This is a genomic window from Curvibacter sp. CHRR-16, assembly GCF_018474005.1.
Classification (GTDB): domain Bacteria; phylum Pseudomonadota; class Gammaproteobacteria; order Burkholderiales; family Burkholderiaceae_C; genus Allorhodoferax.
Genome location: NZ_JAHCSH010000003.1, coordinates 518,012 through 539,953, shown reverse-complemented (window position 1 = coordinate 539,953; position 21,942 = coordinate 518,012). Strand labels below are relative to the sequence as shown.

Here is a 21,942-nt window from a genome sequence, read left to right as displayed (position 1 = left end):
CTGTTCGGAGATTGCTGCCTAGTTCGGACAATAGCGCGGCACACACCATCATTTTTAGGAGATAAAGGATGAGCACCCAGCAACCGACCATCATCTACACACTGACCGACGAAGCCCCCCGTCTGGCCACGGCTTCTTTCCTGCCGTTGATCCGCACGTTCACGGCTCCCGCAGGCATCAACGTGGTCGAGTCTGATATTTCTGTAGCGGCCCGCGTGTTGGGCGAGTTTTCTGATTTCCTGAAAGACGAGCAGAAAGTTCCCAACACGCTGCAAGAACTCGGCAAGAAAACCCTGCAAGCCGACGCCAACATCATCAAGCTGCCCAACATCAGCGCCTCTGTAGGCCAATTGGTGGCATGCATCAAGGAACTCCAGAGCAAAGGCTATGCAGTTCCTGACTACCCAGAAGCCCCTAAGACCGAAGAAGAAAAGGCCATCCGCGCCCGTTATTCCAAGTGCATCGGCAGTGCGGTGAACCCCGTTTTGCGCGAAGGCAACTCCGACCGCCGCGCGCCCAAAGCCGTCAAAGAATACGCCCGCAAGAACCCCCACAGCATGGCCGAGTGGAGCCAAGCCTCGCAATCGCACGTTTCGCACATGCACCATGGCGACTTCTACCACGGTGAAAAGTCCATGACGCTGGACCGCGCACGCGATGTGAAGATGGAGCTGATCACCAAGAGTGGCCAGACCATTGTGCTAAAGCCCAAAGTGTCCTTGCTCGATCGTGAAGTGATCGACAGCATGTTCATGAGCAAAAAAGCCCTGCTGGAGTTCTACGAGCGTGAAATTGAAGATGCCCGCAAGACCGGCGTGATGTTCTCGCTCCACGTGAAAGCCACCATGATGAAGGTGTCACACCCCATCGTATTCGGCCATTGCGTGCGGATTTTCTACAAAGACGCGTTCGAAAAACACGGTGCGCTGTTCAAGGAACTCGGCGTCAACGTGAACAACGGCATGGCCGATTTGTACGGCAAGATCGCCACTTTGCCCCAGAGCAAGCAAGACGAAATCAAGCGCGACCTGCACGCCTGCCATGAACACCGTCCCGAGCTGGCCATGGTGGACTCTGCTAAGGGCATTACCAACTTCCACTCGCCCAACGACATCATCGTGGACGCTTCTATGCCTGCCATGATCCGCGCTGGTGGCAAGATGTGGGATGCCAACGGCCGCTTGAAAGACGTCAAGGCCGTGATGCCCGAGTCCACCTTTGCCCGCATCTACCAAGAGATCATCAACTTCTGCAAGTGGCACGGCGCGTTCGATCCCAAGACCATGGGCACGGTGCCCAACGTGGGCCTGATGGCCCAGCAAGCCGAGGAATACGGCAGCCACGACAAGACCTTCGAAATTCCTGAAGACGGCGTGGCCAACATCACCGACTTGGCCACGGGCGAAGTGCTGCTGAGCCAAAACGTGGAACAAGGCGACATCTGGCGCATGTGCCAGTGCAAGGACGCTGCCATCCGCGACTGGGTGAAACTCGCCGTCAACCGCGCACGCAACTCCGGCATGCCCGTGGTCTTCTGGCTGGACGCCTACCGCCCGCACGAGAAAGAACTCATCACCAAGGTGAAGATGTACCTGCACGAGCATGACACTACTGGCTTGGACATCCAGATCATGAGCCAGGTGCGTGCCATGCGCTACACGCTGGAGCGCGTCATCCGCGGCCTGGACACCATCAGCGCCACCGGCAACATCCTGCGTGACTACCTGACCGACCTGTTCCCCATCATGGAACTGGGTACCTCGGCCAAGATGCTCTCCATCGTGCCCTTGATGGCCGGTGGCGGCATGTACGAAACCGGCGCGGGCGGCTCTGCGCCCAAGCACGTGCAGCAATTGGTGGAAGAAAACCACCTGCGCTGGGACTCGCTGGGCGAGTTTCTGGCGCTGGCGGTTTCCCTCGAAGACTTGGGCCTGAAAACCGGCAACGCCAAAGCCAAGGTGCTGGCCAAGACGCTGGACGCAGCCACAGGCAAGCTGCTGGACAACAACAAGAACCCGTCCCCCAAGACCGGTCAGCTGGACAACCGCGGCAGCCAGTTCTATCTGTCCATGTACTGGGCACAGGAGTTGGCCGCGCAAACGGAAGACGCCACCTTGGCAGCCCAGTTTGCACCCTTGGCAAAAGAGTTGACTGCGAAAGAGTCCACTATCGTGGCCGAATTGGCAGCGGTGCAGGGCCAACCCGCTGACATTGGCGGGTACTACCTGCCCGACACGGCCAAGCTGGATGCCATCATGCGCCCCAGCGCCACGTTCAACGCAGCGTTGGGCTCTGTGGCCTGAGCCACTCAAGGCTGGCACTCGCAAAGGGGCAGACTGGGTCTGCCCTTTTTTTCTGCTGCTGTACAGCCCTGAATCCTTCCCCATAACACCCAAGGAAAGTATCGATGCTCACGGTCTGCATTGTTGGTGGGAGCGGTCACTACCGCTATGTGCTGGAGGGCCTAGACGAGCGCATCCAACTCGCCGCTTATGCCGCAGGCTCACTTGGCGAAGACATGGGCAAACTCGAGACGATGCTCGCCGAGCGTGCACTGCAGGTGCCCCGTTTCGGGCACTGGCAGGGCATGCTCGATACCGTGAAGCCCGACATCGTGGCCGTCAACAGCCACTTTGGCGACCACGCACGCATCAGCCGCGAATGCCTGCAACGCGGCATCCACGTCTTCTCGGAAAAACCCGTCGCCACGACCTTGGACGAATTGGCAGCATTGCGTGCTGCCCATGGTGCCAGTGGCCAACACTTCAGCGCCATGTTTGGCATCCGCTGCAAGCCGTGGTTCCTCACGGCGCACGCGGCTGTCAGCGCTGGGCGCATCGGGGCAGTGCGCCTCATGCATGCCCAAAAGTCCTACAAGCTCGGCACCCGCCCTGCTTTCTACACACAGCGCGAATCCTGCGGGGGCCTGATTCCCTGGGTCGGCAGCCACGCTATCGACTGGTTGCAGTGGTTCAGCGGCGCGCATTTCCTCAGCGTCACCGCGCGCCATAGCCGCCAGCACAATGCAGGCCATGGTGATCTGGAAGTGTCGGCGCAATGCCTGTTCGACATGAGCCATGGCATCGCCGCGACCGTCAGCATTGACTACCTGCGCCCCACGACTGCGCCCTCGCACGACGATGACCGCATCCGCATCACCGGCACACGGGGTGTGCTGGAGGTACGTGACAAGCAAGTCTGCTTGATCAACGATGAAGCCGAAGGTCCGCAAACCCTGGCACAACTGCCAGAACGTTCGATCTTTGCCAGCTTCGTGGATCAGGTGCTGGGCACGGCTGACTGCATCGTCAGCAGCGATGACGCTTTCAACGCCACCTTGGCCAGTCTGATGGCGCGAGAGGCTGCCGATACGGGGAACATGCAACGCTTCGCAAGCGAAAGAGACATGCCCAACCGGGCCGATTGAGAGGGTAAGCGTATGATCCGCCCCCTCTATTGGAATCCCCATGAAAAAAACTTACCAACTGCAGATTGAAGGCAAAAACCGCGACCGCCTGCTGGATGCTGCGCGCCATGACATCCGCAAGTACCAGCACCGCGAGCTGCGCCGCCCTTTGCCCGAGGGCTTTGATGTGTGGGAGTTTGATTGCCGCTTCGGCCCCGAAGAGGCTTTGGCCGAAGCCGTGTCCGTGCGCGAGTTGCCCGCGCTGATCACCACCATCACCGATGGCGGGGCCAACCAGTTTTATGTGGAATTGCGTGCCCGCGCTGGCAAGCGCAGCGATCGCCCCCGCACTGAACGCCCACGTGCTGCCGACGAGGCTGGTAATTTTTTGGATGAAGACGGCGACGACTGAATGGCGATTGGCTTCATGCAGCCACGAAGCCAACCCGTTCCATCGTGCCAATGTGCATGCTGAGCAGTTGCACGGCTCGGTCTATTTTCTTATCTCTCAGCGCGTCGATGATCAGCATGTGATCATGATCTGAGCGTGGCTGCCAGCCGCGCTTGAGCCCGATCGAGAACAGGTAGCGCGAGTTAACCAGTTGCAACTGCTTCAAGACAGTGAGCAGACGCGGCATTGCACATTCACTGGAAAGAATATCGTGGAACAGGTTGTTGGCGGCATCCCACTCCACCAACGAAGCAGCTTGTGCACAGGCTTGGTGCGCCTGCTCCAAACGGGCGATGTGCTCAGCCCCGAACTTAGCGACGCTGTGGCGCAACGCCAGAATCTCCAGAGCACCACGCATTTCTACATTTTCCTTGATGGCTGCACGATCGATGGTGGTCACACGCACCCCACGGCGGGGCAATGTGATCACCAAACCCTGCGCTTCCAGATGCCGAAATGCCTCCCGCACCGGGACATGGCTGGCATTGAATTCCTGCGCTACGTAATCCTGCTTTAAGGCCGCTCCGCCAGCGATTTCACCGCGAATAATGCGCGTGCGCAAAGCCTCGGCAATGCGCTCAACGGTGCTGGGATGATTATTTTTTAAGCCTGTCATTTATAGATAATCTATAAGAAGGTTAATTATTGGCGCAAATTAGCGGCAAATAGAATGAAGCAGGACGATATTTTCTATTTTTCACTTCAGCCACGGATTTTTTATGCGCCTTTGCGATTCCCAAGCAGTCCCCCAAGCAGGTGCGCCACTGCATTTCCTGCCCAGACAGGAGCGCCCCGACACCAGCGCCATCGAAGCCCTTTTTGCACTGCCTTTTCTTGATCTGTTGTTTCAGGCGCAGAGCGTGCATCGCCAACACCATGTGGCCAACGAGGTTCAGCTCTCCAGCCTGCTGTCGATTAAGACCGGCGGCTGCGCCGAGGATTGCGGCTATTGCTCGCAGTCAGCCCACCACAAGGAGGCTGGCGTGCCCGCCGGCAAACTGATGGAAGTGGAGGACGTTGTGGCAGCCGCTCGGGCCGCACGCGACCAAGGGGCGACACGCTTTTGTATGGGGGCGGCTTGGCGCAATCCCAAGCAGCGTGACATGGCAGCACTGACCACCATGGTCAGCGAAGTGCACGCCTTGGGTCTAGAGACCTGCATGACCTTGGGCATGCTGGAGCAGGCCCAAGCTGAGGCACTCAAGGAGGCTGGCTTGGACTACTACAACCACAACCTTGACACCGCTCCCGATTTCTACGGCCAAGTCATTTCAACCCGCACCTACCAAGATCGCCTGGATACCCTGCAACAGGTTCAGAACGCGGGGCTGAACGTCTGCTGTGGCGGCATCATCGGCATGGGTGAAAGCCGCCGCCAGCGCGCCGGACTCATTGCGCAACTGGCCAGCCTGCCAGTGCCGCCGCAATCGGTGCCGATCAACCACTTGGTACCGATTGCAGGCACACCGCTGGAAGATGTGCCGGCGCTGGATGAGTTGGAATTCGTGCGCACCGTTGCTGCCGCTCGCATCGCTTTGCCGCATTCGGTCATCCGCTTGTCAGCAGGGCGCGAGAGCATGAGCGAAGCGACCCAGGTGCTGTGCTTTGCAGCAGGTGCCAATTCAATCTTCTTAGGTAGCAAGCTGCTGACCACACCCAATGCACCGGTCTCCTCCGATCTGGACTTGCTGGCCCGCTTGGGCATCAACCCGGCTCCCGCAAGGACGGCGAATCCCTGATGCCAGTGCAATGGAGTAGCGCGCATTGCGGCGGCGCTTGGATCATCAGTGGCTACGACGAAGTGGCCCATGCCTTGCGCGATCCGCGTTTTTCGGTACGTCGGGCGGCACGCTGGATCAACAGCGGGCTGGGGCTTCACACCGCGGACTCGCATGCACAACTGCGTTTTAAGCGCATTTTCTCGCGCTCGTTGCTGTTTCTCGATGGCCGCGCACACCGTCGTTTGCGCGGCATCCTACAGCCCGGCTTCAAGCCAGCTCAACTGGCCCAACTGGCTCCCGTCATAAGCCGCCTGACCGACGCATTGATAGACGATATCGCCAAGGATGGTTCTGCACGCAAGGGATTTGATTTCGTCTCGCGCTTTGCCAGACCGCTACCAGCACAGGTAATCGCCAGCCTGATGGGCTTGCCAGCACGGGGGCCGCAAGCCTTCATCGACTGGGCCGCCGATCTGGCCACCTTTATTGGCAGCCCTACACCCGACACTGCCCTAACTGAGGCCGCGCAACAGGCCATGCAGGCGCTGTGCGACTACTTTGCCGAGGTACTGCAAACGCCCACGCAACTAGATCCGCACGGCCTGGCGGTCAGATTATTAGAGGCCCAGCAGCAGCAAGCCATTACACAGGTTGAACTGCTGGCGCAGTGCAGCACCCTGCTCTTTGCCGGCTACGAAACCACACGCAATCTGCTAGGCAATGGACTGTTGGCGCTGCTGCGCCATCCTGAGCAATGGGCCGCACTGCAAGCGCACCCGCAAGGGCTGCGCAACGCCGTGCGCGAAATGCTGCGCTACGACAGCCCGGTGCAATACACCGGTCGGCGCCTGTTGGACGATGTAGAGCTCCATGGTCAGTTGCTACGCCGGGGTGAACTGGCCATTTTGCATATTGGTCAAGCCAATCACGATGAACGCCGCTTCAGCGACGCAGGTCGCTTCGATATCAGCCGCGATGAGGGAATGCACCTGTCCTTCGGCCAGGGGCCGCATGTCTGCTTGGGCGCGGCGCTTACACAAATGGAAGCTGAAATCGCCTTCGGCGCTCTGATGCGCGCTTTTCCCACACTAGCACTGGGCAATGAGCCGCCCATCTGGCAGCCCGCTGGGGCCTACCGCGCACTGCAAGGTCTAGCGCTGGTTTTCTAGAAAGAGTTCACCATGATGGATACACACGAAGCGCTGGCCGAGTTGGCCAGCCAGGGACTGCTGCGCACGCGCCGCGTGGTAGCGGGTCCACAAGGGCCTTATCTGGAGGTGGAGGACAGCCAGCTACTGTCTTTCTGCAGCAATGATTACCTAGGGCTGGCCAATCACCCGGAAATCGTGGCTGCGGCCACTACAGCGCTGCATAAGTACGGCATGGGCGCTGCCGCCTCGCCGCTCATCAGCGGCCACAGCGCCGCACAAGAGCAGCTAGAGCACGATCTCGCTGCCTTCTGCGGCCAGCCTGCGGCGCTGTCCTTTTCTAATGGCTACATGGCCAATCTGGGCGTGATCGGCGCACTTGTTGGCGTGGGCGACACGGTGGTGGTAGACCGCCTTAGCCATGCATCCCTGATCGATGGCGCACGTTTGTCAGGAGCCAGCCTGAAAGTGTTTCCACACAACGACGCAGCACGCCTAGAACAGGTGCTGGCGCGTTGCAGCAGCCCACGCAAGTTGGTGGTCAGCGATGCGGTGTTCAGCATGGATGGCGATGCAGCACCGCTGGCCAATCTGGCAGCCGTGTGTGCCCGCCACGACGCCTGGCTGCTGGTCGATGATGCCCACGGATTGGGCGTGCTGGGCCCGCAGGGTCGCGGCAGCCTAGCAGCCGCTGGGGTACAGGCACCGCATGTGCTGCTCATGGGCACACTGGGCAAGGCGGCAGGGGTGGCTGGCGCTTTCATCGCTGGCGAAAGCGGGTTGCTGGCGTGGATCATGCAGCGCGCACGTACCTACATGTTTAGCACAGCCAATCCACCGGCCCTAGCCGCCGCGACCTCGGCCAGCTTGTCCATCATCGTGCGCGAGGAATGGCGACGCCAACGCCTGCGCCAGCTAGCAACTCAACTGCGTACAGCACTGACCGGACTGCCGTGGTCGCTGCTACCGTCAGACACGGCCATCCAGCCGCTCATCGTGGGGGACAACCATCTCGCCCGCAGACTTTCACAGCGCCTGCGCACCGAGGGTCTGTGGGTGCCGGCAATATGCCCGCCGACCGTCCCCAAGGGAACGGCACGGCTGCGCATCAGCCTGTCGGCCCTGCATACCGATAGCCACATCAGCCAACTGGCCGAGGCACTGAGACGCGCCGCACAGGAGCACCACGCATGAACCTCTGTGATGAGCACGATCTGATGGCGCGCAGCCAGCGCAGCGTATGGCATCCCTGCACACAAATGCGCCGCCACGAAGTCACCCCGCCAATTGCGCTGTCGCACGCGCACGGCGTGTGGCTCTACGACAGCCAAGAACGCCGCTATCTTGACGCCATCAGCTCTTGGTGGGTCAACCTGTTTGGCCATACGCATGCACGCATCAATGCCGCTCTAGTAGACCAACTCAGCAGGCTAGAACACGCCATGCTGGCAGGTTTTACGCATGAGCCGGTGGTAGCCCTGTCAGAGCAGTTGTCGGCATTGACCCAGCATGCACTGGGCCATTGCTTCTATGCCTCCGATGGGGCATCGGCTGTGGAAATCGCCCTGAAGATGAGCGTGCACGCGTGGCGCAATGCGGGACAAAGCCACAAGAATGAATTCATCTGCATCGCCGGGGGCTATCACGGTGAGACCGTGGGCGCACTGGCAGTGACCGACACACCCTTGTTTCGGCACGCTTACGAGGCCTTGCTGCGCCCGGCACATATCGCTGCCTCACCCGATGTACGCCAGGCAAACCCCGGTGAAGGTGCCATCGATGTAACCAGGCGGGCACTGGCCGATGTGGAACGTCTGTTGCAGCAGCGCGAGGGATGCATAGCGGCCGTCATCGTCGAACCTTTGGTGCAATGCGCAGCCGGCATGGCCATGCATGACCCTGCTTACGTGCGCGGCCTGCGCGCCCTGTGCGATCGCTACGGAGCGCATCTGATCGCCGATGAAATTGCCGTTGGTTGCGGGCGCACAGGCAGCTTCTTCGCCTGTGAGCAGGCAGGTGTCTGGCCCGATTTGCTGTGTCTGTCCAAAGGCATCAGCGGCGGTTACCTGCCGTTGTCGCTGGTGATGGCCAGCGACAGCATTTATGCGGCCTTCTATGACGACGATGTGCGGCGCGGCTTCCTGCATTCACACTCATATACCGGCAATCCGCTGGCCTGTCGGGCGGCGCTGGAGACGCTGGCGATTTTTGCCGACGAACAGGTGCTGGAGCACAACCGAGCCTTCGCCCCGGTGCTGGGGGCATCCATGCAGCTACTGGCCGAGCATGCGCAGGTGCGCCACGTGCGCCAGCGGGGCATGATCTGGGCCTGCGATGTGGCCATCGATGACGCACAAGCGGCAAGCCGCTTTGCGCACCGCATGGCAGTCGAGGCGGCGCAGCGCGAGGTACTGATCCGCCCCATCGGCACCACGCTCTACGTAATGCCTCCCTACATCCTCAGCGCCGATCAGGCCGATTGGCTCGGGCAGCAATTGCATCAGGCACTCATTGCCACGCTGGAGGCCCCATGAGCCGCAGTCTCTTCGTCACTGGTACAGATACAGGTGTGGGAAAAACTCTGGTAGCAGCGGCTCTGATTCACCAATATGCCGCTGCCGGGCTGCGTGTGAGCGGCATGAAGCCGGTTGCCTCAGGGGCCTTTCATGACGGCCAGCGCTGGTGCAACGAGGATGTGCAAGCCCTAATGGCCGCAGCCAACACGCACCCGCCGCAGGAATGGGTGAATCCCTATCTGCTGCTGCGGGCTACGGCGCCGCATATTGCCGCAGCCGAGCAAGGCGTGTGCATTGATCTCGATCATCTAGCGTACTGCCACACGCAGTTGCGCGGGCAATGCGACATGGTGGTGGTCGAAGGTGCTGGTGGTTTCATGGTGCCACTGGATGCACACCACAATTCCGATGATCTGGTTCTGCAGTTGGGCTTGCCGGTGGTACTGGTGGTAGGCGTGCGACTGGGCTGCATCAACCATGCGCTGCTGACCCAAGCTGCCATCGCAGCGCGCGGACTGCAGTTGCTGGGTTGGGTGGCCAATGAGATCGATCCGACAGAAGCCTGCCGCGATGCGATGATCGCAAGTCTGGAGGCACGCCTGCACGCCCCGTTGCTGGCTCGCCTGCCGTGGAGCACGGACATCAATGCGGCAGCAGTCCGCTTCACCCAGCTCCCCCTACTGGGCTAGCGTCTTACTGCGGCAGTGGGGGCAACAAGCCTGCTGCGCGCAGCTTGTCTTTCTTGCTCGGGCGTTTGCCTTTTACGCCGCCATTGTTCGGCCCCGTGGGCATGACCACGGGCACCACCACCTCAGTGGGAGCAAAGTCAGCCACCTCTTCCAACGCCAAGGCCATGCCTTGGCGTTTTTCAATCAGCTTCCAATGCGCCAGTGCATCGGCAGTGACGAAGTTCACCGCCAACCCGGCTTCACCGGCGCGGCCCGTGCGACCAATGCGGTGGGTGTAGTCGGTGGTGGAGCGTGGCAAGTCGTAGTTGACCACTACGGGCAACTTCAGAATATCGATGCCGCGTGCAGCCAAATCGGTGGTGACCACCACATCCAAGCGCTGGTCTTTGAAATCCTCCAGCACTGCTTGGCGCGCGCCTTGGCTCAATTCGCCATGGAATGGCGCGGCGCGAACGCCTGCTTGGAACAGCTTGCTAGCCACATGCTCGGCCGCGTACTGGGTGGCCACAAAGACCAAGGCCCGACCCCACTGCTCGCGCTCGATGAGGGTGCGCAGCAGCTGGGTGCGCGCTTTGGCATCGACCCGAATGGCGCGCTGCACGATGGTGACAGGGGCTGCTTGCGCGGCCTGCACCTGCACACGCACCGGGTCGCGCAGCAAGCTGTTGGCCAAGTTTTCTACCTCCGTCGGGAAAGTGGCCGATGTGAGCACGGTTTGCCGCTGGCGCGGCAGCAGTTGCAACACGTCTTGCAGCTCCGCAGCAAAGCCCAGATCCAGCAAGCGATCGGCTTCATCGAGCACCAAGAGGCCCACGGTGTGCAACTGGATGGCGTTGTGTTGCGCCAAATCGAGCAAACGCCCAGGTGTAGCCACCAGCACGTCGCAGCCACCGCGCAAGGCCATCATTTGCGGGTTGATGGACACGCCGCCCACGGCTGTGACGATGCGCACGCGCAAGCCTGCGGCGTGGGCCAGTTCAGCCAGCACGGCGCGCACCTGCTGGGCTAACTCACGGGTAGGGGCCAACACCAAGCTACCCACACCACGCGGCGCGGTTTTGGGTGCCAACAGCGCTGGCGTGGCGGCCATCTGCAGGCGTTGCAGCAGGGGCAGTCCAAATGCCAGTGTCTTGCCCGAGCCGGTCTGGGCGCTGGCCAGCACATCGCGGCCTGCCAAGGCCGCTGGCAAAGTGGCGCTTTGTACGGGAGTGGGTTGGGCAAAACCCAAAGTGGCACAGGCTTGCGCCAACGCAGGAGACAGGCCAAGAGCGGCAAACGGCATAGGTTGAAACAGGTTGAGTAGAGGAATGCACTGCAGCCAAGGCTACAGCGGTTGCAGCCTCAAGGGCAGTGCCAACAGATCGGCGGCTGGCAGCGGTTTGCTAAACAAATACCCCTGCACCAACTGGCAGCCTTGGGCTAACAGGTAGTTGGCTTGCTCAGCCGTTTCCACACCTTCGGCCACCACCTCTTGCTGCAAACAGCGGGCAATCGAAAGGATGGAGCGTACCAGTTCAGCGCGATAGCGGTCGGTAGTGACGCTTTGGATGAAGCTGCGGTCTATCTTCAAGGTGTCTATGGGAAAGCGCGAGAGATACCCCAGCGCAGAGTAGCCGGTACCAAAGTCATCAATAGCGATGCTGATACCCATAGCCCGCAATGACTGCAGGATGTGGATGTTGCGGCTATCTTCGTCCAGCAACAGGCTTTCGGTGATTTCGCACTCCAACCACTCGGGGCGGCAGTGCGTTTCTTGCAATATCTGCACCACCTGCTCCAGCCAATTGGGCTGCTGCAACTGGCGCGCTGAGAGGTTGACCGCCATCTGGCGGGGGCATTCTTGCCCCGCATTCCACAGACTGGCGGTTTTGCAGGCTTCCCGCAGTACCCACATGCCAATGTCATTGATCAGGCCCGCATCTTCTGCCACGGGGATGAATTCAAGTGGTGACACCATGCCACGCACGGGGTGCTTCCAGCGCAATAAAGCTTCGCAACCCACCACGCGACCACTGCTTAGCTCCACCTTGGGCTGGTAGTGCAGGCTGAGCTCTTTACGCTCTAGCGCACGGCGCAAATCCAACTCCAGCGACAAGCGCTGTTGGGCGCTATCGGTCATGTCTTTGGAGTAAAAGCTAAAGCCATTGCGCCCAGCGCGCTTGGCGTGGTACATGGCCGAGTCGGCGAAGCGCACCAGTTCTTCAGGGGTGCCACTGTCTTGCGGGTACACGGCGATGCCCACGCTGCCTGTGGCAAAAAACTCTTTGCCCACCAGCCAAAAGGGCTGGGCAAATGACGCCAGCACTTTGGAGGCAACACGCGCCAAATGCTCCCCGGTGCGAATGCGAGGCAGCAAAATGCCAAATTCATCCCCACCCATGCGGGCCACGGTATCGTAGCTGCGTACGCACTGGTTCAGGCGTTGCGCCACTTGCGCCAGCAAGGCATCGCCAGCAGCGTGGCCCATGGTGTCATTGACGTGTTTGAAGCGATCCAAGTCGACCATCATGACACCCGCACTCTGTCCGTGGTAAGCCGAATCAACCAACATTTGCTGCAGACGGTCATTGAACAGCACGCGGTTGGGTTGCCCGGTGAGCGCGTCATAAAACGCCATCTGGTGGATCTTGTCTTGGTAGGCGCGCAACTCGCTGATATCGCGCCCCACCATGAGCACGCTGACCACCTGCCCGCTGGCATCGAATTCGGGTGTCAGGCTGATGAGGGCGACCCGGGTTTCTTGCTGCGGGCCCACGCTGGTCAATTCAAACTCCATGGGCTGGCCTTGGCCAACAGCCTGCTGCAACTGTTGCTCCATCAGGGCCCCTGCTTCACCACGGAAGAGCTGGCGCACGCTCAAGCCACGCAAAATGGTTTCACTGGCACCGATGGTGCGCAGCAAACTGGGATTGGCATAACGGCAACACAAAGCGGCATCGAAACGGGCCACGGAATCGGGAGAGTTTTCCACCAAGGTGCGAAATTCGTGCTCCTGCCGCTCCAGTGTGGCCTGCATATGCATGTGCTGCGTCACATTGCGCGACACGGCTATGTAGTGCTGCGCACCTTCACGCAAGGGCAAGCGGGCCAAGGACAGCTCAAACCACCGGGTTCCTTTGGATGAATCGAAACGCAGTACCTTGCCAAAGGAAGTGCCTTGGAGTTTGGCTTCCTCGATCGCGCTCATAGCGGTACGGGCGTTTTCTGGCGAAAAAATATCGCCTACGCTCTGCCCAAGAACCACTTCCCGGGTTTGCTTGAGCAACTCCGCGTTGTGCATCCATGCATTCACAAAGCGACCGCTCTCGTCCATTTCATACAAGAAATCAGGGAAGGCGTTGATCACCCCCTCCAGCAAGGCCAGGCTTTTTTGCAGCTTGTTCTCAATCTCTTTGCGCTCCGTCACATCGTGCGAATAGCCCAATGTGCCAACCACTTGATCTTCGAAACGGATGGGTGCTTTCCACGACTCCATCCAAACTTCTTTGCCATCTTTGACGTAATGCTCTTCTTTGTAGAAGTGCTCACCTGTTTGCATCACGCGAAGGTCTTCTTCGCGGTAGCGTGCGGCTTCGTCGCTGGGCAAAAAATCGAAGTCAGTTTTGCCTTCGAAATCCGCTGTGGAAGTTTTACCCATGAAGTGCGCGTACTGCTGGTTCACAGCAGTCAGGCGCGAATCGCGATTCTTGAGCCACACCACAAACGGAAAGTTGTTGAGCAAGGTGCGCTGGTAAATCTCCCGCAATTCCAACTGGGTGCGCAAGGAAATCTTGTCGCTAGCGTCCTCTGCCATGGCCATGCCATAACGCTTGCCATTGACCACAATGATGGCACCGCTGACGCGCACCGGCATCTGACGCCCATCCTTGCGCACATGGTGGGCATCAATGCCAAACACCGTGCCAGGCGTGGCTGAGTGGAAATACTGCCAAAAGTCTTGCAGTATGTCCTTGTCGATGTCTGCCGGCCCCATTTGCAGCAATTCATCGTGGCTATAGCCCAAAGCCTGCACGGTCGCCACATTGGCGTAGATGAAGCGGTGCGCTTCATCTACTATTTGAATGGGATAGGGAAATGCTTCAATTGCAGCCCAAATGACAGCCCCATCTATCCCCCCATGTGCGGATGTATCGGTGTCTGTGGGCTGCATGCTCTGGTTATCGCTGTGGTGGCTATATGGTTACCGCAATACTGTAAACCGTATTGGCATGGCGTCCATCATTGGAAGGCTACCTCGCCAAAACTGCGCAGCTTGTCACTCACACAGATAAAGTTCTGAAAATACTCTGGCCGCGTGCCGATGTAGTGGCGCAGGCGGTGCAGCGAATAGTCCATGCGCGGTGCTGTAAAGCAGCGATAGCGGCAGGGGCTCACCGGGGCGTAGCTGGTCGGTGCCGCTTGTCCGTAGGCGAGCTCGCACGAGGTGCGACCACACCAAGGGCACCGTGCACTCGCATGCCCCCTACTGAACCTGCAAGCTCAAGGAGAAGCGGATTCTGAAGCTCACTGTCGAAGATATCTGCTTCAGCCCAGCGAAGCTCTTTTACGCCTATGGCCTAGGCAAGCCCTCACGTTTCCTGTGGCTGCGGGGGCCACCGCGGTGCTGATGCCGAATCGACCCACGCCGAACTCAAGGTTTTCGTGAATGACAAACTGGCCATTCAGGTCGTTTCCTGTGCGAAGGTCTGGACTCTCTGTCGATGTGGAGGAGCTTTCCAGCGCGGCATTGCACATCGCCTGCCGCAGACACAACTGCTGGAGCGTCAGCATGTGATGATTGCCCTTTCCATCAGGCTGTTGCGGATCACGTTCGCACCGCAATGCCTCCGTCACAGGTTGACTGAACGCTGTTTGAGCTTGCGGTACAGCGTAGCGCGCCCCATGCCGAGCAATTGTGCCGCTTGAGTCACGTTGCCGCCACAGCGTTGCAGAGCAGCGTCAATAGCCTGGACAGCAACAGCGTACATCAGACCAGCGTCCGATCTGGATACATCAGGCGCGGTCTTGGTTTCAAAGTCACCGAAGTCATCGAGCGTGAAACCGCTGCCAGGATCTGCAAGCGCCACGGCGCGCTGCACGGCGTTAGCGAGTTGGCGAAGATTTCCGCGCCACGGACGTTCTCTGAGCGCGGTACGCAACGCCCCGTCGATGCGGGACGGATCGCCACCGAAGCGCTCAAGAAGCGCATTGAGCACGGTATCGAAGTCGCGTCGCTCGCGCAGTGGCAGAAGGTGCAAAGTGTGGCCGCACAGGCGATACATCAGATCTTCGCGGAACTGGCCCTGTTGCACCAACGCGGCCAAGTCGCGGTGGGTGGCGCAAACCAAGCTTACATCCACCGGGCGCGGACTGTGACAGCCCAGCCGCACGACCTCCTTGCCATCGAGAACGCGCAAAAGCGACACCTGAAGCGGCAGTGGCATGTCACCAATTTCGTCGAGGAACAGCGTGCCACCGTTCGCCGCCTCGATCTTGCCCGCCGCGCCGCCGCGCCGTGCTCCCGTGAAGGCGCCCTCAACATACCCAAACAGTTCGCTGGCCAGCAACTCACCCGGCAAGGCGGCGCAGTTCAGGGCCACAAACGGACCACCAGAACGCGCTCCAGCAGCATGCAGGGCGCGCGCTGTAACCTCCTTGCCAGTTCCAGTTTCACCACTCACGAGGAGCGGCAAGCCAGCGGCGACCGCACGCAATGCTCGCTCGAATTCGCGCATGAGGCGGACATCGCCGAACTCAGGCACCGACGTAGACCGCGTCACAGATGACGGCTTTGCCACTGAGACAGTCCGTGCAGGCGGCGCGCCCGCTCGCCCCGCGCCACGCGCGTCCAGCGGTATGGCGAGCAACCGGACGCCATCCTGAAGTCGCAACGGCACGCCCGTCTCGCAGCGACGCAGAGCCGACATCCATGACCCGAAGCGCTCGACAAAGAGTTGATCAAAGTGAAGTTCCAGCCCACCCGACGGCAATCCGATCAGACTGCGAGCAGCACGGTTCGCTGCTATCAGCTCACCCGAGTCCCCAAAAGCCAGCCATGCACCGCTGCCTGCCGCTCCACTGCAGGAGCCGCTACCAGCATCGATTTCGACATGCACACTGGCGCGCAAAGTGCGAAACAGCCTGCGTTCGATGCGTTGTGCGCAGCGTGCTGCGAGCCACAGCGTACTGTCTACCATGCCAGGCATATCACGACTGACGTCAACGGCTGCGATCACATTACCGTGCGCATCGAAAACTGGTGCCGCGCTGCAATGGAACATTTGCGTATCGATGAAAAAATGCTCGGCGCCGAGCACGCGCACCGGCTGCAGCTCCTGAACCGCCACGGACATCGCGGTAGTGCCGATCGCCGCTTCCGAAAGGTCTACACCAGGCCGGAAAGCGAGCCGCAGTGGCACGCTGCGCTGAGCGATCGCGCCGTCTACGGACAGTACGCTGCCGCTTTGGTCGGTCAGCAGTACTGCGTAGCCGGCATCACCCACCGATGCTGCCAAGTCCGCAAGCTCAGGCTGCGCTGCCTCCAGAAGCTCATGATGACTCTGCAACAGGCGTGAGACGTGCGCCCGTTCGACTGCCTCGAAAGCCACCGGTTCTCCCACCGCATGCCCGCTGTCGCTGCAGCGGCGCCACGAACGCACCACCGCCTCATTGACCAAGCCCACAGGCGCCACGCCCTGCTCGAAAAAGGCTTTGCGTGCACTCCAGATGGTCTGAGGATGGTATTGCGCGTGCGGCATGGTTAAGGTTGTACTCCTAGCTCGGTAAGACTGGTGAGATTTAAGCCGTATCACACATCTGAATCCGCTTAGCGTCAATGAGGAAACTCCGTATCACAGTTGGCACGCCCGTCTCGTCTCGCAACTGTCGTCTCGTTTTGAGACGACATACGCGCCCCCCAGAGCATGCCTCACGCCGCCCATTACAGAGGGGAATACGGGCACGAGTTCATCTGCAATCACCCGTGGCACAGCGATTGCAACAAGACCTGCATCTGCGGCACGGTGCCGCGATCAACAGGAGACAACCGAATGAACGCAAGAACGAACAGCGACATCGCCGCGGCCCCCTGGGCCGGACGCATCTACGGAGCAGGATGGCAAACTGCCAATGGCGGCACGGTGGAGGTCAGGGAACCCGCCACCGGCGATCTGCTCGCCACCATTGGTCTGGCAGACGCCGAGGACGTGGACCGCGCCGCCAGGACGGCGGCTACGGCCCAGCCCGCTTGGGCCGCTACACCCTTCGACCAGCGCGCCGCCGTGCTGCGCCGCGCCGAACAGTTGCTGGCCGAGCGCGCCGACGAGTTCCAGCACTGGAACGTGCGCGAGGCGGGTTCCATCGGCCCCAAAGCAGGCTGGGAACTGCAGGCTACGCGCGAACAGCTATCGATGTGCGCCGCGTTGCCGATGCAGCCGATCGGTCAGATCTTCCCGTCCTCCATGCCAGGCCGCACGAACCACTGGCGGCGTGTGCCAATCGGCACCGTGGGCGTGATCGCGCCTTGGAACTTCCCTCTGCTGTTGGCCATGCGATCAGTGGCACCGGCGCTGGCGCTGGGCAACGCGGTCATTCTCAAACCCGATGTGCAGACGCCGGTGATCGGCGGTGCACTCATCGCACAACTTTTTGCCGACGCTGGTCTGCCTGAGGGCGTACTGCAAATGCTGCCAGGAGGGCCAGCGACCGGTGACGCGCTGGTTCGCCACCCGCTGGTGGACATGATCTCTTTCACTGGCTCGACCGCTGTCGGCCGCAGCATCGGTTCGACCTGCGGTCAGATGCTCAAGAAGTGCATCCTTGAGCTCGGCGGCAACAACGCCCTGGTCGTGCTCGAAGACGCAGACCTCGACGCCGCCAGCTCCAGTGGCGCCTGGGGTGCCTTCCTGCACCAAGGCCAGATCTGCATGCAGGCGGGTCGCCATCTGGTGCATCGCAGCGTGGCCGACCGTTACGCGCAACTGTTGTCGGCACGTGCGCAGGCACTGCACGTCGGCAACCCCCATGCCGGCCCGGCGCACCTAGGGCCGCTGATAAATGACCGCCAGGCCGAGCGTGTGCAGGGAATGGTGGACGACGCCGTTCGCAGTGGTGCCCAGTTGGTGACCGGCGGCCGTCGCGAAGGTCGTTACTACTGGCCAACGGTACTGACCGGTGTGCGCCCGACAATGAGTGCTTTCACCGACGAGATCTTTGGCCCAGTGGCTCCCATCACGGTGTTCGACACCGACGAGGAAGCTGTGGCACTCGTCAACAGCTCGCACTACGGCCTGACCGCAGCAGTGCACACACGCAACATTCCGCGCGGCGTCTCGTTGGCGCAGCGCCTGAAGAGTGGCATGGTCCACGTCAACGACCAGACCGTGAACAACGAGTTCCATGTGCCTTTCGGCGGTATGGGTGCCTCCAGCAACGGTGGGCGCTTTGGCGGACCGGCCAACCTAGACGAGTTCACACAGACCCAATGGGTGAGCGTAATGGAAGCACCGATCACCTATCCGTTCTGACCCATCACCCAAATAACAAAGGAGACTCTCATGAAAACCAACACTTTCCCCCTCACCCGCCGTCTGGCAGGCAATGCCTGCGTCGCTCTCGCGTTGCTTTGCACCGCCGTCTCGGCATACGCCGAGCGCCCGCTGCTCAAGTACAAGGACGAGATCACGCTGAAGGCGCCGCCGCAGAAGGCTTGGGACACGTTCAAGGACTTCGACAGCATCCACAAATGGCATCCGGCCACCGAGAACACCGTGCTGCTGGTAGGTCAGAACGGTAAGCCGCTGGCGGTGCGGGAGTTCCAAATCAAGGGTGCGGGTGCCTTTGTCATCAGCGAATTGCTGGCCTATGACGAGCGCAAGCGCTGGTTCAAGTACCGCATCATCAAGACCAATCTCCCGCTTTCCAATTACGTGGGTGAGATGTGGGTCGTGCCGGCTCCTCATGGTGGCTCGGTGGTCAAATGGACAGGCCAGTTCCAGCGCCCGGAAGAGACGCCCAAGCCTGACCAGGACGACGCCGCCACGATCCGTTTGGTACAGGGCGTCTTCAAAGCAGGGCTTGACAACATTGTCTCTCTGACCTCGAAGTAATCGGCCATGGAGCAGCGCATGAAGCAGTCGATGATGGCCCCACGCTTTCGCACGAACGGCGCCCTGTTGCTGCTCTTCGCGCTGTCTCTTTTCGGGTTATTGGCGGGCCCCGTGTCACCCTGGGTGCACGTGGCCGCTCTGGTGACCTGCATGGTGGCTTGGGTACGATGGCGCGGCACGTCTGCAGTGGAGCTCGACCAGGCAACGTTGCCGGGTACGCCAGCGACGGAGCCGAATGCACCGCCCCCAACCAATGCCAACGAGGATCAAACAAGCGAGCAGACGGTTCGCTTGGGTCAACTGGTCGCGGCTTGCGTCGAAAAAATGGAAGCTGCCACTGAGTTGGCCCGTCGCTCGGGTGGTCGCGTCGAGCAAGGAGCCTCCACCATGCATGAGCTGAGAGGCGCCATTGCCGAGATGGATCGGCACCTGCGCGACTCTTCGCAAGCGTTCGATGACCTGCAACGGCGTGCAGCCCGTATCAGCGCTGTGGTGGAAGACGTCAAGCAGATTGCCCGGCAGACCAACCTATTGGCCATCAATGCCGCCATCGAAGCGGCGCGTGCCGGCCCGACTGGCAAGGGTTTCAGCGTTGTTTCGGGTGAGGTGAAGATGCTGGCAGGCCGTTCTGACGACGCTGCGGCGGAAATAGGTCGCCTAGCTGAAGCCCTGTCCTCGGCCTGCGCTGGGGCACAGGCCCAGGTGGAGCAGATGAAGCAGGTTAGCGCCCGAGGAATCACACACAGTGCTGCAGTGCACGAAGTGTTCACCGATATCCAGAACGGGGCAGCCCAGCGGGTTCAGACAGTGGCAGCAGTGTTCGCCGACCTGCGGGCCCAGCAGGTGGTGCTGGAAGCCATGCGCCGCGATATCTGAGGAATGTCTCGGGCATCGCCCTGTACGAGCTTGGTGCCGTACTCCTCGAAGCTGGTGTCGATTGAGCCACCTCATCCCAGTCCGGCTTTTTTGCATCCCGTCATCAACCTGCGCAAATAGCGGTATCTGCGTCGATGCTTATCCGGTGATGCACTACAGATTGCCGTGCATCACCACGCATGTGTGCTAGACCCGCTCAAGGATCAAGGCGATGCCTTGTCCCACACCGATGCACATGGTGCACAGCGCATAGCGACCACCCTGGTGGTGCAGCCGATTTACGGCAGTTGTCACCAAACGAGCCCCTGATGCACCCAAGGGATGGCCGAGCGCGATTGCGCCGCCCCAAGCATTAACCCGTGGATCGTCGTCCGGCAGGCCCAACTGGCGCAGAACTGCCAGGCCTTGGGCTGCAAACGCTTCATTAAGCTCGATGACGTCTAGGTCGGCGAGCTGCAGACCCGTCATTTCCAGCACCTTCATGGTGGCAGGCGCGGGACCAATGCCCATGATGCGCGGCTCCACCCCGGCGGTCGCCATGCCAACGACTCGGGCACGCGGGATCAAGCCATTCTGGATGGCGGTCGACTCATTGGCCAGCAAGAGGGCACACGCGCCGTCGTTCACGCCGCTGGCATTCCCCGCAGTGACCGTGCCCTCCGGGCGTACAACGCCCTTGAGTTTGGCCAGTGCCTCCATGCTCGTAGCACGCGGATGCTCATCTTGGTCTACTTTGATTGCTTCGCCTTTTTTCTGCGGAACCATGACGGCCGTGATCTCACGGGCCAAGTGGCCCGCATGCTGGGCTGCAACGGCACGCAATTGGCTGTTCAATGCCATGCTGTCTTGCGCATCGCGTTCGATGCTGTATGCGATCGCCACATTCTCGGCGGTTTCCGGCATGGAATCGACACCGTACCGTGACTTCATCAGCGCGTTCACAAAGCGCCAGCCAATGGTGGTGTCGTAAATCGTGTTGGCACGGCTAAACGCGCTCTCAGCCTTGGGAATGACAAAGGGTGCGCGGCTCATGCTCTCCACGCCTCCCGCAATCATCATCCGGGCCTCTCCAGACTTGATCGCACGTGCTGCGGTACCTACTGCGTCCAAGCCCGAACCGCACAAGCGATTAACGGTGGAAGCTGGCACTTGCAAGGGCAGCCCTGCCAGCAGACTAGACATGCGGGCAACGTTGCGGTTGTCTTCACCAGCCTGATTGGCGCAGCCGTAAATGACATCGTTGATGGACTCCCAGTCGACCTGGGGGTTGCGCTCCATCAATGCTCGCAGGGGTACTGCGCCAAGGTCATCGGCGCGCACACTGCTCAGTGAGCCGCCGTAGCGTCCGAAGGGAGTGCGAATGGCATCGCATATGTAGGCATGATTCATGGCAATTGGCTCTCAAAGAGGGGGTTGTATGGTTAGGCCAAGCATGGCTTCGAGTTTGGACAGCGCGAGCCCATCGACGATGTCTATAAGCTTCAAACCTTGAGGGGTACATGCCAGCGTAGCGAGGTCTGAATAAATACGCTTCACGCAGCCAATGCCGGTGAGTGGGTAGTTGCATTGCGCCACTACTTTACTTTCGCCTTTTTTGGTGAGCAGGTCCATCATCACCCAGGTCTGCTTGGCGCCGATGGCGAGATCCATCGCGCCGCCTACCGCTGGTATAGCACCTGACTCCCCGGTGCTCCAGTTTGCAAGGTCACCTGTGACAGACACTTGGAACGCTCCTAGGACGCATATGTCGAGGTGGCCCCCACGCATCATGGCAAAACTGTCAGCGTGGTGGAAATAGGCACCGCCCGGTAATAAGGTCACCGGCTGCTTGCCGGCGTTAATCAAGTCGTAGTCCTCATGTCCGATTTCGGGTGCAGCACCCATCCCTAGGATGCCATTCTCGCTGTGCAACACAACTTCCCGTTCGGCTGGGATATGGTTGGCAACCAAGGTCGGCATGCCGATGCCGAGATTAACGTAGGCGCCGTCGAAGATGTCTTGCGCTACGCGGGCGGCTAGCTGGTCTTTGGTACGTGCTTGGTAGCTCAT

18 protein-coding genes are annotated in these 21,942 nt (G+C 60.4%); 11 read left to right on the top strand and 7 right to left on the bottom strand.

Annotation, left to right across the window (positions count from 1 at the left end; all coding sequences use genetic code 11):
- Nucleotides 1-68 precede the first annotated feature (68 nt).
- From KIK84_RS09385 to KIK84_RS09375, 3 genes are all read left to right on the top strand, one after another.
- Complete coding sequence (locus KIK84_RS09385) at nucleotides 69-2,303, top strand: NADP-dependent isocitrate dehydrogenase (protein WP_214122801.1); 2,235 nt, start codon at nucleotides 69-71, stop codon at nucleotides 2,301-2,303.
- 104 nt (nucleotides 2,304-2,407) lie between these two features.
- Entirely contained in the window at nucleotides 2,408-3,427 is a 1,020-nt protein-coding gene (locus tag KIK84_RS09380; RefSeq protein ID WP_214122800.1) for a Gfo/Idh/MocA family protein, read from the top strand.
- A gap of 40 nt (nucleotides 3,428-3,467) precedes the next feature.
- Nucleotides 3,468-3,818 (top strand): DUF6172 family protein, encoded by a 351-nt coding sequence (locus KIK84_RS09375; protein ID WP_214122799.1) that lies wholly within the window; start codon nucleotides 3,468-3,470, stop codon nucleotides 3,816-3,818.
- Nucleotides 3,819-3,831: 13 nt separating this feature from the next.
- Here the strand turns inward: KIK84_RS09375 and KIK84_RS09370 are convergent, their stop codons facing one another.
- Together KIK84_RS09370 and KIK84_RS16600 are read right to left on the bottom strand one after the other, a co-directional pair.
- On the bottom strand, nucleotides 3,832-4,473 hold the full coding sequence (locus KIK84_RS09370) for a GntR family transcriptional regulator (protein WP_214122798.1): 642 nt from the start codon (nucleotides 4,471-4,473) through the stop codon (nucleotides 3,832-3,834).
- 22 nt (nucleotides 4,474-4,495) lie between these two features.
- On the bottom strand, nucleotides 4,496-4,723 hold the full coding sequence (locus tag KIK84_RS16600) for a hypothetical protein (RefSeq protein WP_250207904.1): 228 nt from the start codon (nucleotides 4,721-4,723) through the stop codon (nucleotides 4,496-4,498).
- Between KIK84_RS16600 and bioB the strand changes: the two genes are divergently transcribed.
- Genes bioB through bioD form a run of 5 tightly spaced genes read left to right on the top strand, consistent with a single transcriptional unit; the run spans nucleotide 4,622 to nucleotide 9,931 of the window.
- The gene (bioB, locus tag KIK84_RS09365) at nucleotides 4,622-5,596 is read left to right on the top strand and encodes a biotin synthase BioB (RefSeq protein ID WP_250207899.1); all 975 of its coding nucleotides are present in this window, start codon (nucleotides 4,622-4,624) and stop codon (nucleotides 5,594-5,596) included. The two genes, KIK84_RS16600 and bioB, sit on opposite strands and share 102 nt — an antisense overlap.
- On the top strand, nucleotides 5,596-6,747 hold the full coding sequence (locus KIK84_RS09360; RefSeq protein WP_214122796.1) for a cytochrome P450: 1,152 nt from the start codon (nucleotides 5,596-5,598) through the stop codon (nucleotides 6,745-6,747). Before bioB ends, KIK84_RS09360 begins: the two co-directional genes overlap by 1 nt.
- A 12-nt stretch (nucleotides 6,748-6,759) precedes the next feature.
- Complete coding sequence (bioF, locus tag KIK84_RS09355) at nucleotides 6,760-7,920, top strand: 8-amino-7-oxononanoate synthase (protein ID WP_214122795.1); 1,161 nt, start codon at nucleotides 6,760-6,762, stop codon at nucleotides 7,918-7,920.
- Nucleotides 7,917-9,260: an adenosylmethionine--8-amino-7-oxononanoate transaminase gene (gene bioA / locus KIK84_RS09350; protein ID WP_214122794.1), complete on the top strand. Its 1,344-nt coding sequence runs from the start codon at nucleotides 7,917-7,919 to the stop codon at nucleotides 9,258-9,260. Before bioF ends, bioA begins: the two co-directional genes overlap by 4 nt.
- Nucleotides 9,257-9,931, top strand: coding sequence for a dethiobiotin synthase (bioD, locus tag KIK84_RS09345; RefSeq protein WP_214122793.1), 675 nt, complete (start codon nucleotides 9,257-9,259; stop codon nucleotides 9,929-9,931). Before bioA ends, bioD begins: the two co-directional genes overlap by 4 nt.
- Before the next feature lie 4 nt (nucleotides 9,932-9,935).
- On the opposite strand, the gene KIK84_RS09340 is transcribed toward bioD, so the two are convergent.
- The 3 genes from KIK84_RS09340 to KIK84_RS09330 all read right to left on the bottom strand — a co-directional run bounded on the left by KIK84_RS09340 (nucleotide 9,936) and on the right by KIK84_RS09330 (nucleotide 16,668).
- Nucleotides 9,936-11,213 (bottom strand): DEAD/DEAH box helicase, encoded by a 1,278-nt coding sequence (locus tag KIK84_RS09340; RefSeq protein WP_214122792.1) that lies wholly within the window; start codon nucleotides 11,211-11,213, stop codon nucleotides 9,936-9,938.
- A gap of 42 nt (nucleotides 11,214-11,255) precedes the next feature.
- A complete protein-coding gene (locus KIK84_RS09335) occupies nucleotides 11,256-14,081 on the bottom strand; it encodes a bifunctional diguanylate cyclase/phosphodiesterase (protein ID WP_214122791.1) in 2,826 nt (941 codons plus the stop codon).
- Nucleotides 14,082-14,760: 679 nt separating this feature from the next.
- Nucleotides 14,761-16,668: a sigma-54-dependent Fis family transcriptional regulator gene (locus KIK84_RS09330; protein ID WP_214122790.1), complete on the bottom strand. Its 1,908-nt coding sequence runs from the start codon at nucleotides 16,666-16,668 to the stop codon at nucleotides 14,761-14,763.
- A gap of 291 nt (nucleotides 16,669-16,959) precedes the next feature.
- On the opposite strand from KIK84_RS09330, the gene KIK84_RS09325 reads away from it, so the two are divergent.
- Genes KIK84_RS09325 through KIK84_RS09315 form a run of 3 tightly spaced genes read left to right on the top strand, consistent with a single transcriptional unit; the run spans nucleotide 16,960 to nucleotide 19,893 of the window.
- Nucleotides 16,960-18,435, top strand: coding sequence for a benzaldehyde dehydrogenase (locus tag KIK84_RS09325; RefSeq protein WP_214122789.1), 1,476 nt, complete (start codon nucleotides 16,960-16,962; stop codon nucleotides 18,433-18,435).
- 30 nt (nucleotides 18,436-18,465) lie between these two features.
- Nucleotides 18,466-19,017 carry an SRPBCC family protein gene (locus KIK84_RS09320; protein ID WP_214122788.1) on the top strand — a complete coding sequence of 184 codons (552 nt, stop codon included), beginning with the start codon at nucleotides 18,466-18,468 and terminating at the stop codon, nucleotides 19,015-19,017.
- Between the two features lie 18 nt (nucleotides 19,018-19,035).
- Entirely contained in the window at nucleotides 19,036-19,893 is an 858-nt protein-coding gene (locus tag KIK84_RS09315) for a methyl-accepting chemotaxis protein (protein WP_250207868.1), read from the top strand.
- A gap of 186 nt (nucleotides 19,894-20,079) precedes the next feature.
- Here KIK84_RS09315 and pcaF read toward each other — a convergent pair whose 3' ends face one another.
- Nucleotides 20,080-21,282 carry a 3-oxoadipyl-CoA thiolase gene (gene pcaF / locus KIK84_RS09310; protein WP_214122786.1) on the bottom strand — a complete coding sequence of 401 codons (1,203 nt, stop codon included), beginning with the start codon at nucleotides 21,280-21,282 and terminating at the stop codon, nucleotides 20,080-20,082.
- A gap of 12 nt (nucleotides 21,283-21,294) precedes the next feature.
- Nucleotides 21,295-21,942 carry a 3-oxoacid CoA-transferase subunit B gene (locus KIK84_RS09305; protein WP_214122785.1) on the bottom strand — a complete coding sequence of 216 codons (648 nt, stop codon included), beginning with the start codon at nucleotides 21,940-21,942 and terminating at the stop codon, nucleotides 21,295-21,297.

Excerpts from the sequence above, each read along its gene's own strand:
- KIK84_RS09360 (WP_214122796.1), top strand. The coding sequence starts at position 5,596 with ATGCCAGTGCAATGGAGTAGCGCGCATTGCGGCGGCGCTTGGATCATC.
- KIK84_RS09385 (WP_214122801.1), top strand. The coding sequence starts at position 69 with ATGAGCACCCAGCAACCGACCATCATCTACACACTGACCGACGAAGCC.
- KIK84_RS09325 (WP_214122789.1), top strand. The coding sequence starts at position 16,960 with ATGAACGCAAGAACGAACAGCGACATCGCCGCGGCCCCCTGGGCCGGA.
- pcaF (WP_214122786.1), bottom strand. The coding sequence starts at position 21,282 with ATGAATCATGCCTACATATGCGATGCCATTCGCACTCCCTTCGGACGC.
- KIK84_RS16600 (WP_250207904.1), bottom strand. The coding sequence starts at position 4,723 with ATGCACGCTCTGCGCCTGAAACAACAGATCAAGAAAAGGCAGTGCAAA.
- KIK84_RS09340 (WP_214122792.1), bottom strand. The coding sequence starts at position 11,213 with ATGCCGTTTGCCGCTCTTGGCCTGTCTCCTGCGTTGGCGCAAGCCTGT.
- KIK84_RS09315 (WP_250207868.1), top strand. The coding sequence starts at position 19,036 with ATGAAGCAGTCGATGATGGCCCCACGCTTTCGCACGAACGGCGCCCTG.
- KIK84_RS09305 (WP_214122785.1), bottom strand. The coding sequence starts at position 21,942 with ATGAGCTACCAAGCACGTACCAAAGACCAGCTAGCCGCCCGCGTAGCG.
- KIK84_RS09380 (WP_214122800.1), top strand. The coding sequence starts at position 2,408 with ATGCTCACGGTCTGCATTGTTGGTGGGAGCGGTCACTACCGCTATGTG.
- KIK84_RS09330 (WP_214122790.1), bottom strand. The coding sequence starts at position 16,668 with ATGCCGCACGCGCAATACCATCCTCAGACCATCTGGAGTGCACGCAAA.
- bioF (WP_214122795.1), top strand. The coding sequence starts at position 6,760 with ATGATGGATACACACGAAGCGCTGGCCGAGTTGGCCAGCCAGGGACTG.
- KIK84_RS09375 (WP_214122799.1), top strand. The coding sequence starts at position 3,468 with ATGAAAAAAACTTACCAACTGCAGATTGAAGGCAAAAACCGCGACCGC.
- KIK84_RS09335 (WP_214122791.1), bottom strand. The coding sequence starts at position 14,081 with ATGCAGCCCACAGACACCGATACATCCGCACATGGGGGGATAGATGGG.
- KIK84_RS09320 (WP_214122788.1), top strand. The coding sequence starts at position 18,466 with ATGAAAACCAACACTTTCCCCCTCACCCGCCGTCTGGCAGGCAATGCC.
- KIK84_RS09370 (WP_214122798.1), bottom strand. The coding sequence starts at position 4,473 with ATGACAGGCTTAAAAAATAATCATCCCAGCACCGTTGAGCGCATTGCC.
- bioA (WP_214122794.1), top strand. The coding sequence starts at position 7,917 with ATGAACCTCTGTGATGAGCACGATCTGATGGCGCGCAGCCAGCGCAGC.
- bioD (WP_214122793.1), top strand. The coding sequence starts at position 9,257 with ATGAGCCGCAGTCTCTTCGTCACTGGTACAGATACAGGTGTGGGAAAA.